This window comes from Flavobacterium denitrificans DSM 15936, assembly GCF_000425445.1.
Taxonomy (GTDB): Bacteria; Bacteroidota; Bacteroidia; order Flavobacteriales; family Flavobacteriaceae; genus Flavobacterium; species Flavobacterium denitrificans.
In genome coordinates this window covers 198,950-215,193 of record NZ_KE384379.1, presented here as the reverse complement: position 1 = coordinate 215,193, position 16,244 = coordinate 198,950, and the positions used below count along the sequence as shown (strand labels likewise).

Here is a 16,244-nt window from a genome sequence, read left to right as displayed (position 1 = left end):
TTATCGAATTGAAAAATTACCAAATTTTCTAATTAATTATTTACTCCAATAGGTACTTTTTTGACTTGAGATATTAAATATCCGTCGTCAGTAAAACCTTCTATTAAAACTTGTATTTCTTTTTGTTTATTCTTCGGAATTTTAATTTGAAAATCGGAACGATCGATTAGCTCGATGTTTGGCGACCAGTTTAGAGTACCGAAATAATTAAATTCGTCCTGATCTTCAATTGGCGTAGCTTTGTAACTAAAATTTTGTGCAAAACCCTTTGTTACAATTAATGAGGTATGTTTTACTTTGAAATATTCGTTTTTTTGTCCAGTTTTCATGAAAATTTTAATTGTACCATGACCTCTTAAGGCTGTAATATCAGAGCTTCCGGTTCTATCAATGTAGATTTCATCTATTTGATCTAACGTGAGATGGTAAAGCTCATTAAAGTCATAAAGTAAAAAATTGTCAATATATATATTTGGAGGAGTCGCTGTGAGATAAGAACCTGGTGCCCAACCCTTATAAGCATCTCTGCGGTCTGCGATATATACTGTGCCACTACTTGGATCAATACCTGTATTATAACCATTTGAAGATAGGAAACTTAGTAAAGTTTGATATGATTTTCCGTCAATTTTAAAGGCTTTGGCCATATGGCTTACTTCTGATTTGTGAATAAAAACTTCTTTTTTGGAAGTGTTTTTTACTTCAACTTCTTTTAATAAAGTAGTTTTGATTTTTGGCGGTAGGAAATTAAAAACATTCTCAGTAGATTTTTCTACTGAACAAAATGGTTTTTCAAATGATGGTCCCATAACAAATCGAGGTTCATTTCGAGCAATTCTAGCTTCTATTTTGGTAGTTAAGGTATTGTTTTTTTCATTGGTCATTTGTATAGCTAGAACAGTCGAATCTTGAACAAAAAAATGTTCAAATTTAAAATCATTATTCTGATCGATAGTGGTTTCGTCAAATAGATTTTTCTTTAATGCTAAAAGAGAAATTTTGTTTTTAGAATTCGGCTTTTGTTCTCGCTCGACTTTCCCATTTATAGTAATTCCTTTTTCAAATTCATAACTGATTTTTGGCGGACCTGCTTTGATATTTTCCCATAAGTATTTGCCTCTGCTTTGTGTAACCAATAAAAGTTCTATATCTTGTATTCTAGTTCTATTCTCAGGATTAAAATAAAAATAAGTATCGCTCACTGGTTTTTCTAAATAGGCATTTAAATAAAAAGTACCCAAAATTGATTTTTTCTGATTATTGCAAACGCTCTTTTCAGGTAGAACACTAATACTGAGATGTCCCTTGTCAGCTTCTACTTCCCCAGACAATATAATGCTGTCGTTAGCTGTTGTTTTAGTTTGAAGTGTTGTTATCGGATTTGCATCTTCTTCTATATAAGTTAATCTTTCTGTAATTTCATTCAAATCTTCATCTAATAATCTAACAGTATGAATACCGTTTGATAAAAACTTTTTATCAAAGAAAATAGGTTGTTGTGTTTTGTTGTTGTTGAAGGTGACCTCCTGTTGCATCAAACTGCCATTTTGCTGAATTATCACAATGAATTTTTTATTTTGATTGACTTGAAGCCCTTTCTCGTTAGTTTTAAGAATAATAAGTAAATTGTTTTTGGCGGGATAATTATGTTCTGTTAAGATTAAGCCAGTTTCTGAAATTTTGCCTAGAGGGCGTTCTATTTTTAATTTATCAGTATTTATTTTTAAAGTGTATTTTTCATTTATGTCGGGTCTTAAATAAATGACACCGTTCCCCATTTTATTGGTGTTGAAGTTTGTAATTTCATTTGATTTTGAGTCTAAAATAATGCCGTCTGCTATTTCAATACCTTTTTTATTACAATCTACAATCTTAACTCCTATTGTGTTAACGATATCATTTAGTATAATTCCTCCTTCAGGAAATAAACTTATTTCTGCTGTTTCCCAATTTGGTTCATTGGTTTCAAAAGTATAGGGTTTGTTTCGGTCAATAATTTCGATCGTTTGATAAAAGGAATCATCTTCTTTGAAATTATTCATCCAGTTCGTATAGAAGTGAAAATGGTACTTTCCGGGTATAAATTTTTCATTTAAATGAATGCCACCAGAAAAAATACCGTTTTGCGCATAAAGTAATTGTTTCTGAATTATTTGATTTTCATTGTTGTAAATAACTAATTGAACATTTGTGGTGTTGCTATTTGAGATATCTCTGTTTTTGCTAAGAATGTATCCTTTAAAGGCAATATCTTCGTTGTTTGTATAAAGGGTTTTATTGAATTGGACATGAATAATCTCTCGGTCTTCTAAAAAATAATCAGCAAGGTATTGGGTAATTTTGTCTTGATTGCTAATCGCCTGAGAGTAGGATTGTATACAGAAAAGAAAGCTAAAAAACCGGATGATTAATTTCATACAAAAAAGATTAGGAATAATTTTAATTTCGATAAGCTATAAATTAATTGTAATACTAATCTGTAATTCACAAAAACCATGCAAATTTTTGTGAGTGATAATTAGATAATTTACCAATTAGAAAATTCACTTTTCTTCTAAAAAAAATAAACCCGACAGTTTTTACCTGTCGGGTTTATTGTATAAAGTATTAAGTTTTTGTCAGGCTGAGCGAAGTCGAAGCCCGTATGCCAGTTAGAGCAACTTGCGTTTTAGCTCAAGGCGACAATTGTTTAATTATCTAATTGACAAATTTCTTAATTAGCAAGCATTGATTCTACATCGCTTAATTTTCCGTCGATTTCGCCAACTTGTAAATCTAGAATATTCGCAATTAAAGGATAAACCGAAACATTCTTAAATGTTTTTACCCTTTTGTTTATTTTAAAAGCTGGACCTTTTGCATAAAAAATAGCGTGCATATCTTTTTCATTGTTATCATAGCCATGTGTTCCGCCTTTTATGTTTTGGGATTTTTTAGTTACTAAACTCCAGCCTTTATTAGCTTCAATAACAAAATCGTGCACACGTGGATTTGTTCCATAATGAAGTCTTTCTGGGACTTCTGAAGCTTTCCAGAATTTTATGTGAGGCACTTTTTTCAAAGCATTTGCAATAGAATCCTGAAATCCTGCTTTTGCTTGCAAACTCATAATCGGGTTTATAACATCTTTATAACCTAGCCATTCTGGTTTTAAATAATCTAAAACCGCTACTTTTTTGTCATTGCTGATATTGGCCATTCCATGATCTGAAACAATGATTAAATTAATTTGTTTTCCAATTGGCAATTGGTCTAATCTTCTAGATAGTTCGCCCATAATAGAATCCATTTTAATCACCATTTTTTTGTTTTCCGGAGAAAGCGGACCAAAATTATGTCCGGTATGATCAGGTTCATCAAAATATAAAGTCACCAAATGCGGGCGCTGTTTTTCTGGAAGCTGCAACCATTTTAAAACAGTATCAATTCGAGCGCCGTACGGAATTTTATTATCGTATTTTTTGAAAATACTCGGATTTCGATTGTCAATATCGGAACCCGGCCAAAAGAACGAAGCGGTTTTTACACCTTGTTGTTCTGCCAAATTCCAAATCGGGTTTCCGCCGTAAAATCGAGAATCATTTTTTGCATTGCTTGACAATGAGAAAGATTCATTTAATTGGGCGTCGTAAAAAACATTATTTATAATTCCGTGATGGTCTGGATAAAGTCCGGTTACTATGGCATAATGATTTGGAAAAGTTTTACTTGGATAAGAAGGTTTCATTGATTTAGCGTGAACGCCTTTTTTCGAAATTTGTTTTAGGTTAGGAAGATTAAATTGCTTGCCATAATCCCAGCGAAACCCATCCATAGAAACTAAAACAACATAATTGTCTTTATTATTTTGGGCTTGTAAAACGAATGAAAAGATGAAGAAAAGTAAAGATAGGAGCGCGGTAAAATATTTTTTCATTATTGATGAATTATTGAACAACAAAGTTACCAATAACAACTTTTATCGGCAAAAACAGAATGTTAAACAATCATAAATAAAAAAAGGTTTGCCACTAATTACACAAATTTACACGAATTATTCTTTCTAGTCATTACGAATATTTTTGGCCACAGATTAGTGGATTAAAAAGATTATAAGCTGTGGAAATCTTTTAATCTGTGGCAAAGCATTTTTTTTACGCAAAACAATTCGTGGAAATTTGTGTAATTAGTGGCAAAAAAAAACGCCAGATATTAATCTGGCGTTTTAAAGTTTAAGAAGAGAACGATTACATCATTCCTGGCATTCCGCCTCCCATTGGCATTCCGCCACCAGCATTTTCTTCCTTAATATCAATTAATGCACATTCTGTAGTTAAGATCATTCCAGAAACAGATGCAGCGTTTTCAAGAGCTACACGAGTTACTTTTTTAGGATCGATAATTCCAGCAGTAAGCATGTCTACATATTCGTCAGTTTTTGCATTGTATCCGAAATCACCTTTTCCTTCAGAAACTTTAGCTACAACAACAGAACCTTCAAGACCAGCATTTTCAACGATAGTTCTTAATGGAGCTTCAACAGCACGAGAAACGATTTGGATTCCGGTTGCTTCGTCAGCGTTGTCTGCTTTTAAATCAGCTAAAGCAAGTTTGGCTCTCAATAAAGCAACACCACCACCAGCAACGATACCTTCTTCAACAGCGGCGCGCGTTGCGTGTAAAGCGTCATCAACTCTATCTTTTTTCTCTTTCATTTCAACTTCAGAAGCAGCACCAACGTAAAGAACTGCAACACCTCCAGCTAATTTAGCTAAACGCTCTTGCAATTTTTCTTTATCATAATCAGATGTAGTAGTTTCCATCTGACCTTTAATTTGGTTCACACGGTTTTTGATGATATCAGCTTCACCAGCACCACTTACGATAGTTGTATTGTCTTTATCGATAGAAACTCTTTTTGCGTTTCCTAACATTTCGATAGTTGTATTTTCTAAAGTATAACCTCTTTCTTCAGAAATTACAGTTCCGCCAGTTAAGATTGCGATATCTTCTAACATTGCTTTTCTTCTGTCTCCAAAACCTGGAGCTTTTACAGCAGCAATTTTAAGAGCACCTCTTAATTTATTTACTACCAATGTAGAAAGAGCTTCTCCGTCAACATCTTCAGCGATAATCAATAATGGTTTTCCTGATTGAGCAACTGGCTCTAAAACTGGAAGTAATTCTTTTAAAGAAGAAACTTTTTTGTCGTATAATAAAATGTATGGAGAGTCTAATTCAACTTCCATTTTCTCTGGATTTGTAACGAAGTATGGAGAAAGATATCCTCTGTCAAACTGCATTCCTTCAACAACGTCAACAAAAGTGTCAGTTCCTTTAGCTTCTTCAACAGTGATAACACCTTCTTTTCCAACTTTAGCGAAAGCTGTAGCGATTAATTCACCAATAACATCATCATTGTTTGCAGAGATAGAAGCAATTTGCTGGATTTTATCAGAATCGCTTCCAACAACTTTAGCTTGTTTTGCTAAGTCAGCCACGATCGTTTCAACAGCTTTGTCAATACCGCGTTTCAAGTCCATTGGATTTGCACCTGCAGCAACGTTTTTCAAACCTTCTTTTACGATAGCCTGAGCTAAAACTGTAGCAGTCGTAGTTCCGTCTCCTGCTAAATCATTGGTTTTAGAAGCAACTTCTTTAACCATTTGCGCACCCATATTTTCTAATGGGTCTTTTAATTCGATTTCTTTTGCAACAGAAACACCATCTTTAGTAACAGTTGGTCCACCAAATGATTTTCCGATGATTACGTTACGACCTTTTGGTCCCAAAGTTACTTTTACAGCATTTGCTAATGCATCAACACCACGTTTTAATCCGTCACGTGCTTCAATATCAAATTTTATATCTTTTGCCATTTTAATTTTTTGTTTAAAGTTTGATTTGTTTCAAGTTAATGAAGTTCTTAATTCTTAAATACTTCGTACTTAATACAATATTTTTTTAGATAATTGCAAGGATATCGTCCTCACGCATAATCAAATAATCAGTTCCTTCTAATTTTAATTCTGTTCCTGCATATTTTCCGTAAAGAACAGTATCTCCAACCTTTACAGTCATTGTGTGATCTTTAGTTCCGTTTCCAACTGCAACTACAGTTCCTTTTTGTGGTTTTTCTTTAGCAGTATCTGGAATAAAAATACCTGAGGCAGTTTTAGTTTCAGCTGCAACAGGCTCGATAAGTACGCGGTCTGAAAGCGGTTTAATGTTTAAAGCCATGATTTTATATTTTAATTAAGTTATACGTTTTTTAATGTTCAATAAACTTTCAGAAATTGTGCCATGCTCAATAAACTGACATTATTTCTTAAAAAAAATGCCAGCTTTGACAGGCTGGCATTTTAATTTATATCAAAATTATTATTTAGCTGGTGCTGCTGGTGCAGGAGTTTGCTGCGCAGGAGCTGCTGGCGTAGTTGCAGGAGCTTCTGTTTTTTCAATAATTTTAGATCCAGTATCGTTTAATGATCCAGTAAAGCTTAAGCTTGAAAGCAAAATTAAAACGATCAAAATAGTAGCTAATGTCCAAGTACTTTTATCTAAAAAGTCTGTTGTTTTTTGTACACCGCCTAACATTTGTGTTCCGCTGATTGTAGAAGATAATCCTCCTCCTTTAGGGTTCTGTACCATGATTACTACGATCAATAGAAAACAAACTATTGTGATTAAAACTAAAAAAATTGAAAATGTGCTCATTACTTAATTATTGTTATTGTTATTTTGTTGTAAAATCTTTATATCCGATATGCGGTCTGCAAAGAAAGTAATTTTTTCTGGATATTTCAAAATTAATATTTCATATGCTTGAATTGCTTTTGTATATTTTTTTTGTTCCAAATATACTCTGGCTAAAGTCTCTGTCATTAAATAAGAACTCTCGTCTTTGTTGATGTCAAGCTGTGCAGCAGCTGTTATGGCAGTTTGCTTGATTGGAGAGATTTTTGGGTTGGCTTCAATAAATCGGTCAATTATTTCAGCTTTTTTCTTTCTTTCTTCTTCCGCTTTTTCTTCTACTGAGAGCGTCCCTAATGTTTGTTCTGCTTTTTCAATAGCATTTTCTGTCAGATTTTCTTCCATGGGAGCTTCTTTAGTTCTGTCAATTGGTTCTGTTCTTGATAATTGCAACCATTCTTGGAAGGAATGTTTTTCATTGCCTGAAAAATCCAATGGTTTTCCAATTTCCAGATTCTCTTCTGCAATTTTCACTGCTTCAGGAATTTCGATTTTTATTGCTTCTGGATGATTTTCTGTCTGTTGGATTACTGTTGGTGTTTCCGAAATTTCAATTTCTTTCGGTTCCGCAATAATTATAGTTTCTTTAGCAACGATTGCGGTTTCAGGAATTTCAATTGTTTCAGATTTTTCACTAACCTCAATTTCCTCAATTACTGTTTCTTGAATTTCAATTGTTGTAGGTTTTTCAATACGTTTGGCTTCTTCAAAAACTACATTTTCTGCTTCTTTAATGGCATTGAATACCGATTTTTCAATAGGATCAATTCGGACATTCGGAATTTCATCATCTAATCTGTCTTCTAGAAAAGTTCTGCTCGGTTCCTTAATAATAGGAGTTTCTTCTTTAATAGAAAGTTCAGGCTCTTCTTCTAGTACAGAATTAATTGGTTTTTCTTCAAAAACTGGCTCAATCGGTTTTTCTTCAATTTTTGCTGGTTCTTCAAAAGTAACTGATGTAGCTTCTTTAATAGAATCTAAAATAGATTTTTCGATTGGATCAATTCGAACTTCGGCAAGTTTCTTTTTTTCTTCAGCCGAAATAATTTCGACATCAAAAACAGTAATATTCAAAAGATCTCTCAGTTTGCGTTCATAATACGCACCTTGAATAGGAGTGAATTCCTCCGAAGTAATAAAATCAAATAAAACCGAACGATCTGTTGTATGTGCTGCTGTAACTTTTAAGGCATAATTATACTTAAAGCTGTTTTGTTTGTAAAGACCTTTTAATCGCAATGCACGCGCACTTTGAAAATATGGGAATTCATTTAAAACACTTCCTAATGTTTCAGCCTGTTTTTCTGTTACAGTATCAGGTTTGTTTATTAGGTATGTATAATCGGTTACGTTCATTTTTACTATTTAATAATTTATTTGTTTAACTCTGTAATCGGAAATTTGTTTGATCGATTTAGCGACTAAACGGTTTGCCAATTAAACTAAAATTTACCATTTAGCCAATGATTCATTGAAGATGTCTTGAGTAATTCTTTCAAAAATAACTTGAATTGCCGAATTTAAAACAGCTCCAGTTGGAAGATCTGTTCCTGCAAAGTCATTATAAAATTCAAATGTTTTTTCAAAATCATCAGTTTCTTTTCTCTTATTTGTGAAACGAACATTTACACGAATGGTCAAACGGTTTTGTGCTGCTCCAACTTCTCCATTTGCCCCTACAGCAGTTGCGGTCATCGGGCTTATTCTGTAATCTATAATTTCTCCTTCGTAAACTAAATCACCGCTGTTGCTTACCAAATTCAGATTGGTTTGATTCATGATCAAATCTTGCAAAGCCAATGTGAATTGCCTGTCGATTCCAGGTTCGATCAAATCAGCATTGTTTTGGAAAAAGTTAACCTGAAACGTTTTGGCATCAATAGCTCCTGTTCCTGTAAAGTTGTAAACACTGCATCCGCTTAGCATGAACAGAATTAAAAGTGCCAATAAAGAATATATTTTTTTCATAATATTTAAGAGGAAATTCCAATCGTTTAAATTCCAAAACCCAATTGTGTTCAAATATAGGTAATTGGAATTTGGATTTTCTAAATTGTAATTTAATTATTTTATAAATCGAATTGCTTGATTTTGCGATATAAAGTTCTTTCAGAAATGCCTAATTCGTCTGCAGCGGCTTTACGCTTTCCTTTGTTTTTTTCTAATGATTTTTTGATCATTTCGATTTCTTTTTGTTCCAAACGTAAAATCTCTTCCTCTTCGATTGTTTCAGCAAATAGATAGTTGTCGTCTTGAATTTGATAGTTTTCTTCACGAACAGTCGGCGTAGTCATTACGGCTGTTCTTGGTTCTTCTTCAAAATCAATTTCGCTGTCGTTTTGCTGGTTTCCGTAAATTTTCTGAATTAGATTTGGATTGATATCTTGAACTTTTGATGAGCCATTTTTCATCAGTTCTAAAGTCAGTTTTTTCAAATCGTTCAAGTCGCTTCTCATATCAAAAAGCACCTTATATAAAATGTCTCTTTCGGTACTGAAATCACTTTCTTTTTTACTGTCACTGATGACAGAAGGCAAATTGCTTCCTTCAGCAGGTAAATACGATTGTAAAGTAGCAAGGTTGATGTCACGATTGGTTTCTAAAACAGAAATTTGTTCCGCTACATTTCGAAGCTGACGAATATTACCACTCCATCTGAATTTTTGTAAAAGCTGAACAGCATCGTCATCTAGTCTTAAAGGTGGCATTTTGTATTTATGAGCAAAATCGGCCACAAACTTTCTGAACAATAAATGTATATCATCGTTTCTTTCGCGTAAAGGCGGCAAAGTAATTTCGACTGTACTTAAACGATAGTATAAGTCTTCACGGAATTTACCTTTTTCGATTGCATTAAATAAATTCACATTGGTTGCCGCTACGATACGAACATTTGTTTTTTGAACCTGAGACGAACCTACTTTTATAAATTCACCATTTTCTAAAACACGTAATAATCTTACCTGGGTTGTTAAAGGTAATTCTCCCACTTCATCAAGAAAAATTGTTCCGCCATCGGCTACTTCGAAGTAACCTTCACGCGTGCTTGTTGCGCCTGTAAAAGCGCCTTTTTCGTGACCGAAAAGTTCACTATCAATTGTTCCTTCCGGAATCGCTCCGCAGTTTACGGCAATATATTTACCATGCTTTCTATGCGAAAGCGAATGTATAATTCTAGGAATATTTTCTTTACCAACACCACTTTCCCCAGTTACCATAACCGAAATATCAGTTGGAGCAACCTGAATGGCTTTTTCAATGGCACGATTTAATTTCGGATCATTACCAATTATCTCAAATCGCTGTTTTATTGCTTGAACTGTTTCCATTTGCTTTTTGTTTCAAGTTTTTTGTTTGTTTTAGGTTTCAAGTTTTATACTTTGACCTTTAACTTTTAAACTTTTGGCTTATAATTTTATCTTTTGCCACAGATTAATACGGATTAACTCTTATTTTTTTCAATCCGTTAGAGATGTTTATTATTAAATTAACCACAAATTACACAAATTACACAAATTAGCGCAAATTCAGTTTATGAATTTATCAATCTTTTGTGTACTAAGGATTTGTTTTGAAAGTTTGCAATTATTCCGACTGGAGTATCAGCAAGCTTCATGTAATTTAATGTTTGGGCAAGGTGATCATTGCTGATTTCTCTGACTGATTTTACTTCTAATATAATATCTTCATAAACTATAAAATCGGCATAAAATTTATGAGGTAAAATAACTCCTTTATATTCTATTGAAAATTCCTTTTCTCGATGATAAGGGATGTTATTATTCTTAAATTCAATTTCTAACGCATCTTTGTATACAATTTCAAGTAATCCAGGTCCCAATAATCTATGTACTTCCATACATATACCTACAATTTGATAATTTTGATCTTTCTTGTAGTAATATTCGTTTGTGTCAATCATGAATAATTAATTTGCGAAAATTTGTGAAATTTGCGGTTAAAAAATTAATTCATCTCAGAATATCCAACAGCTTCACCTTTTAAAGTTCCAGAGGTACAGCTTGTGATTTTTACGTTTACGAAATCTCCAATCTTGTAATTCTCTTTTGGGAAAACAACCGTAATACTTTGAGAATTTCTTCCAGAAAATTCTTCTTTTGATTTTTTAGAAACTTTTTCTACTAAAACTTCAACTGTTTTTCCAACAAATTCCTCACTTCTAAACCAAGCGTGTTTTTGCTGTAGATCGACAATTTCCTGTAATCTTCTGGCTTTGGTTTCTTCTTCGACATCATCTTTCATTTTTCTTCCTGCCAAAGTTCCAGGACGTTCAGAATACGAATACATGTAACCGAAATTATATTTTACGTATTCCATCAAACTCATTGTATCTTGGTGATCTTCTTCAGTTTCTGTTGGGAAACCGGCAATCATATCTTGCGAGATCGAAGCATCTGGAACAATAGCTCTGATTTTGTCAATCAAAGCCATATATTCTTCACGGGAATGCAAACGGTTCATTTCTTTTAAAATTCTGTTACTTCCAGACTGAACCGGTAAGTGAATATGTTTGCAGATATTTGGATATTTTGCAATAACATGCAAAATACTCTCGTGCATATCCTGCGGATTCGAAGTCGAAAAGCGAATACGCATTTTTGGAAAACCAACCGCAACCATTTCTAACAATTGGTCAAAATCAACTGCAGTAGCTTTTTGTATTTCAGAAGCGTTTACAAAATCTTTTTTCAATCCGCCTCCGTACCAAAGGTAACTGTCAACGTTTTGACCAAGAAGCGTAACTTCTTTATAGCCATTATTCCACAAGTCCTGAATTTCATTCATGATACTTTGCGGTTCACGGCTTCTTTCACGTCCGCGCGTAAAAGGTACAACGCAAAATGTACACATATTATCGCATCCACGAGTAATCGAAACCAAAGCCGTAATTCCATTGCTCATTAAACGAACAGGCGAAATATCTCCGTAAGTTTCTTCTTTTGATAAAATTACATTGATGGCGTCACGGCCTTCTTCAACTTCAGCCAATAAATTAGGAAGATCTTTATAGGCATCAGGACCAACAACAAGGTCAACTATCTTTTCTTCTTCAAGAAACTGACTTTTCAAACGTTCCGCCATACAGCCCAAAACGCCCACTTTCATTTTCGGATTGGTACGTTTTACAGCGTTGTATTTTTCCAGACGCTTACGAATCGTTTGTTCAGCCTTGTCACGGATTGAGCAAGTATTTACCAAAACCAAATCGGCTTCTTCTAAAACCGAAGTTGTGTTGTAACCGCCGTCAGATAAAATGGAAGCTACGACTTCACTGTCCGAAAAATTCATCGCACAGCCGTAACTTTCTATAAATAGTTTTTTAGTATTCTCAGGTTTATTTTCTAAAACAAGACTTTCGCCCTGTTTGCTTTCTTCAATAATCTTTTCCATTGTAAAATTTCAAAGTGCAAAGATAGGTTAATTGCGCTTAATATGACAAGATGGCAGGGAAAGAATTAACAAATTTAATTTTAGATTTTAGGGTTCAGGTTTGAAGTTTTAATTTCTTTTAGATGAAATTCTAAAATCAAAAATCCAAAATAAAAAAGCACATTTCTCGGTTAGAAATCATTAAAAGTTATACCTATATATATAATGAAGAATATTACAGATAAATCTGCAATTTTAAGTTTCATAATATCAAAATACTTCAAAAATGCATTCCAAAGGTTAATATTTAAAAAAAATAAATACTTTTGTTGCAGAAAATAAGAGCAATGGCAAAGAATTTAGTAATAGTGGAGTCACCTGCAAAGGCAAAAACGATCGAGAAATTTCTTGGGAGTGATTTTCAGGTGGAGTCAAGTTATGGTCACATAGCCGACTTACCATCAAAGGAAATAGGAGTAGATGTAGAAAATGGTTTTAAGCCAAAATATGAAGTTTCTCCGGATAAAAAAGCCTTGGTAAGCAAACTGAAGACACTATCTAAAAATGCCGAAACGGTTTGGTTAGCATCCGATGAGGACCGCGAGGGAGAGGCTATTTCATGGCACTTGGCGGAAGAATTAAAACTGGATACAAAAAAAACCAAAAGAATTGTTTTTCACGAGATTACAAAATCTGCGATTCTTAAAGCAATTGATAATCCAAGAGAAATTGATTATAATTTAGTAAATGCACAACAAGCACGTCGTGTTCTGGATCGTTTAGTAGGTTACGAATTATCTCCAGTTTTATGGAGAAAAATCAAAGGCGGACTTTCAGCAGGTCGTGTGCAGTCAGTTTCTGTACGTTTGATTGTGGAAAGAGAACGCGAAATTCAAAGTTTTAACGCAGTTGCAACGTATTCAATTGTTGCAGAATTTGTAAACGAAGCAGGAAAAGCTTTCAAAGCAAAATTGCCAAAAAACTTCAATACTAAAAAAGAAGCCGAAGATTTCTTAAATCAAAATATCGGTTCTAAATATAAGGTAGCTGATTTAGAAACTAAACCTACCAAAAAATCTCCTACAGCACCTTTTACAACTTCTACGCTTCAACAGGAAGCAGCGAGAAAATTGTATTTGCCCGTTGGAATTACGATGCAGTTAGCACAACGTTTGTACGAAGCCGGACTTATTACATATATGAGAACGGATTCGGTAAATCTTTCAAAAGAAGCGATGGATGCTGCTGAAGCTGAAATTATTAAATCATACGGAAAAGAATTCTCTAAACCGAGAATTTTCGCCAATAAAAATAAAGGAGCACAAGAAGCGCACGAAGCAATTCGTCCAACTGATATGTCTCGCCATTCCGTAAATATTGATCGTGACCAAGCGCGTTTGTACGATTTGATCTGGAAAAGAACATTGGCTTCGCAAATGAGCGACGCACAGCTTGAAAGAACAAACGTAAAAATCGAAGCCGATAATCACAGCGAAATTTTTACAGCTTCGGGAGAAGTATTGCTTTTTGAAGGTTTCTTAAAAGTCTATTTAGAAGGTCATGATGACGATGAAGAAGAGCAAGAAGGAATGCTTCCAGCTTTAAAAGTAAATGAAAAGTTAGCAAATAACTATATTACAGCCACAGAACGATATTCAAGACCGCCGGCACGTTATACTGAGGCGTCTTTGGTTAAAAAACTCGAAGAACTTGGGATTGGTCGTCCTTCTACTTACGCGCCAACAATTTCAACAATTATCAATAGAAATTATGTTGAAAAAGGAACGCTTGAAGGTCAAGAACGTAACTATACACAACTTACATTGCAAAATAGTAAAGTTGGAGAAAAAGTACTGAAAGAAAATACAGGTTCTGATAAAGGAAAATTAGTTCCTACAGATATTGGAACAATTGTTACGGATTTCTTGGTAAAGAATTTTGGAAACATTTTAGATTATAATTTCACTGCAAAAGTAGAGCAGGATTTTGATGAAATTGCCGAAGGAAATATCGATTGGGCAAAAATGATGCAGGATTTCTACAATCAATTTCACCCAAATGTAAAAGAAGTTGAAGCAAATGCTGAACGTGAAAGCGGTGAAAGAATTCTTGGTAAAGATGCAGACGGAAGACAAGTTTCTGTTCGTTTAGGAAAATTTGGACCAATGGCTCAAATTGGAGAAGCAGATGATGAAGATAAAAAGTTTGCCAGCTTGATGGCAGATCAAAATATTGGAAATATTACACTTGAAGAAGCTTTGAACTTGTTCTTGCTTCCAAAAAGTTTAGGAGAATATAAAGGAGAAGAAGTGGAGGTGAATAATGGTCGTTACGGCCCTTATGTGCGTCATGGAAGCGTTTTTATTTCATTGCCACGAGGAGAAGATCCTTTAGGTGTTTCTAAAGAAAGAGCTCAGGAATTAATTGACGAAAAAGCACTTGCTGATGCGCCAATTGCAGTTTATAAAGGAGAAGGTGTTCAAAAAGGAGTGGGGCGTTTTGGTCCATTCATTAAATGGAACGGTCTTTTTGTGAATGTGAGCAAAAAATACAATTTTGATAATTTATCTCAGGCTGATGTTGAAGAATTGATTGAAGATAAATTGCAGAAAAACATTGACAAAGTACTTCATAATTGGGAAGAAGAAGGAATTGTGGTGGAAAAAGCACGTTGGGGACGCTCTGTAATTCTGAAAGGAAAAATCAAAATTGAATTAAGTAAAGATGTCGATGCAACAAAATTGACATTGGCACAAGTTCAAGAAATGATTGCGGCAAAGACTCCGGCAAAAAAAGCTCCAGCGAAAAAGACAACAACAGCAAAAAAAGCTCCGGCTAAAAAAACGGTAGCAAAAAAGAAATAATTTAAGCAAAATAAATGGAATTTGATTTTCTAGAACCAGTTAACGAGGGAATTGTAAGTTTTATCAATTCGTTGTCTTCTCAAGAATTGGGCAGTAAAATAGTATTGCATACCCATGATCAATTTCCTGATATAAGCAAAATAAATATTGCCATTATTGGTGTTTTAGAAGATAGACGAAACATTAATATGGTGAATGAAGTCAATCTGACTGCAATTCGAAAGAAGCTTTATGCTATGTTTCCTGGAAATTGGGATGCATCTATTGCGGATCTTGGCGATATTTTAGCGGGTGACTCAGTAGATGATACTTATTTTGCGCTAAAAAAAGTTGTAGCTTCTTTAATTAAGAACAAAGTTATTCCTATAGTCCTAGGAGGTTCTCAAGATTTGACCTATGCATTGTATCGTGCTTATGACGATTTAGAACAAATGGTGAACTTGGTTTCAGTAGATAATAGATTTGATTTTGGAAAAGAAAATGAATCAGTTTCAGCTAATTCATATTTGACTAAAATTATCATTGATGAGCCAAATAACTTGTTCAACTATTGCAATATAGGATATCAAACGTATTATAATTCTCAAGAAGAAATCGATTTGATCGAAAAGTTGTTTTTTGATGCTTATCGATTAGGGGAAATTTCAACAAATATAGCATTGGCGGAGCCTGTTTTTAGAGATGCTGATTTGGTTAGTGTTGATTTGAATTCTGTAAAATCTTCAGAATCAGGAAATTTGATTTCTTTTGAGCCAAATGGTTTCAATGGAAAAGAAATTTGTTCGTTAGCGAGATATTCTGGAATCAGTGATAAAGTTTCGGCATTTGGGGTTTTTAATCATAATAGCACAGTGCATGAAGCAGTTCTAATTGCACAAATTGTATGGTATTTTATAGAAGGTTACCATTATCGTTCGAAAGAATATCCTTTTGGCAGCAGAACAAACTATTTAAAGTATATTGTTCCTTTGGAAGATGAGGAACTTATTTTTTATAAAAGTGACAAAACGGACCGTTGGTGGATCGAAATTCCGTTTGTTTCAAATGGGAGCAATAAATTGAAAAGAAATACGTTATTACCGTGTTCATACGACGAATATTTGTGTGCATGCAATCAAGAATTGCCAGAAAGATGGTGGAAAGCACAACGAAAAAATGCTTTGTAAAAGAAATTTTCAATTAAAATCTTAATTTTTTAGAATTCTAAAAAAATATTTAAGAAATATTAGTAAGAAATAGATTATATATTATAAAATT

General features: G+C 33.7%; 12 protein-coding genes. 2 read left to right on the top strand and 10 right to left on the bottom strand.

Annotated features, from left to right (window positions below; genetic code table 11):
- Nucleotides 1-32: 32 nt before the first annotated feature.
- The 10 genes from H600_RS0120535 to miaB all read right to left on the bottom strand — a co-directional run bounded on the left by H600_RS0120535 (nucleotide 33) and on the right by miaB (nucleotide 12,144).
- Nucleotides 33-2,417, bottom strand: coding sequence for a hypothetical protein (locus H600_RS0120535; RefSeq protein WP_026730548.1), 2,385 nt, complete (start codon nucleotides 2,415-2,417; stop codon nucleotides 33-35).
- 296 nt (nucleotides 2,418-2,713) lie between these two features.
- Nucleotides 2,714-3,916: an alkaline phosphatase family protein gene (locus tag H600_RS0120530; protein WP_026730547.1), complete on the bottom strand. Its 1,203-nt coding sequence runs from the start codon at nucleotides 3,914-3,916 to the stop codon at nucleotides 2,714-2,716.
- Nucleotides 3,917-4,226: 310 nt separating this feature from the next.
- On the bottom strand, nucleotides 4,227-5,858 hold the full coding sequence (gene groL, locus H600_RS0120525; protein ID WP_026730546.1) for a chaperonin GroEL: 1,632 nt from the start codon (nucleotides 5,856-5,858) through the stop codon (nucleotides 4,227-4,229).
- A gap of 85 nt (nucleotides 5,859-5,943) precedes the next feature.
- Nucleotides 5,944-6,219, bottom strand: a complete 276-nt coding sequence (locus H600_RS0120520; RefSeq protein ID WP_008467105.1) for a co-chaperone GroES — start codon at nucleotides 6,217-6,219, stop codon at nucleotides 5,944-5,946.
- Nucleotides 6,220-6,360: 141 nt separating this feature from the next.
- The gene (secG, locus tag H600_RS0120515) at nucleotides 6,361-6,696 is read right to left on the bottom strand and encodes a preprotein translocase subunit SecG (protein WP_026730545.1); all 336 of its coding nucleotides are present in this window, start codon (nucleotides 6,694-6,696) and stop codon (nucleotides 6,361-6,363) included.
- A gap of 3 nt (nucleotides 6,697-6,699) precedes the next feature.
- Nucleotides 6,700-8,088, bottom strand: a complete 1,389-nt coding sequence (locus tag H600_RS0120510; RefSeq protein WP_026730544.1) for a tetratricopeptide repeat protein — start codon at nucleotides 8,086-8,088, stop codon at nucleotides 6,700-6,702.
- Nucleotides 8,089-8,181: 93 nt separating this feature from the next.
- The gene (locus H600_RS0120505) at nucleotides 8,182-8,700 is read right to left on the bottom strand and encodes an LptE family protein (protein WP_026730543.1); all 519 of its coding nucleotides are present in this window, start codon (nucleotides 8,698-8,700) and stop codon (nucleotides 8,182-8,184) included.
- A gap of 101 nt (nucleotides 8,701-8,801) precedes the next feature.
- Nucleotides 8,802-10,061 (bottom strand): sigma-54 interaction domain-containing protein, encoded by a 1,260-nt coding sequence (locus H600_RS0120500; RefSeq protein WP_026730542.1) that lies wholly within the window; start codon nucleotides 10,059-10,061, stop codon nucleotides 8,802-8,804.
- Nucleotides 10,062-10,264: 203 nt separating this feature from the next.
- A complete protein-coding gene (locus tag H600_RS0120495; RefSeq protein WP_026730541.1) occupies nucleotides 10,265-10,654 on the bottom strand; it encodes a GxxExxY protein in 390 nt (129 codons plus the stop codon).
- A 44-nt stretch (nucleotides 10,655-10,698) separates the two neighbouring features.
- Entirely contained in the window at nucleotides 10,699-12,144 is a 1,446-nt protein-coding gene (miaB, locus tag H600_RS0120490) for a tRNA (N6-isopentenyl adenosine(37)-C2)-methylthiotransferase MiaB (protein WP_026730540.1), read from the bottom strand.
- Between the two features lie 326 nt (nucleotides 12,145-12,470).
- Here miaB and topA point away from each other — a divergent pair, with 326 nt between their 5' ends.
- Nucleotides 12,471-14,987 (top strand): type I DNA topoisomerase, encoded by a 2,517-nt coding sequence (gene topA / locus H600_RS0120485; protein ID WP_026730539.1) that lies wholly within the window; start codon nucleotides 12,471-12,473, stop codon nucleotides 14,985-14,987.
- Nucleotides 14,988-15,001: 14 nt separating this feature from the next.
- Nucleotides 15,002-16,153, top strand: coding sequence for a formimidoylglutamase (locus H600_RS0120480; protein WP_026730538.1), 1,152 nt, complete (start codon nucleotides 15,002-15,004; stop codon nucleotides 16,151-16,153).
- Nucleotides 16,154-16,244: the final 91 nt, after the last annotated feature.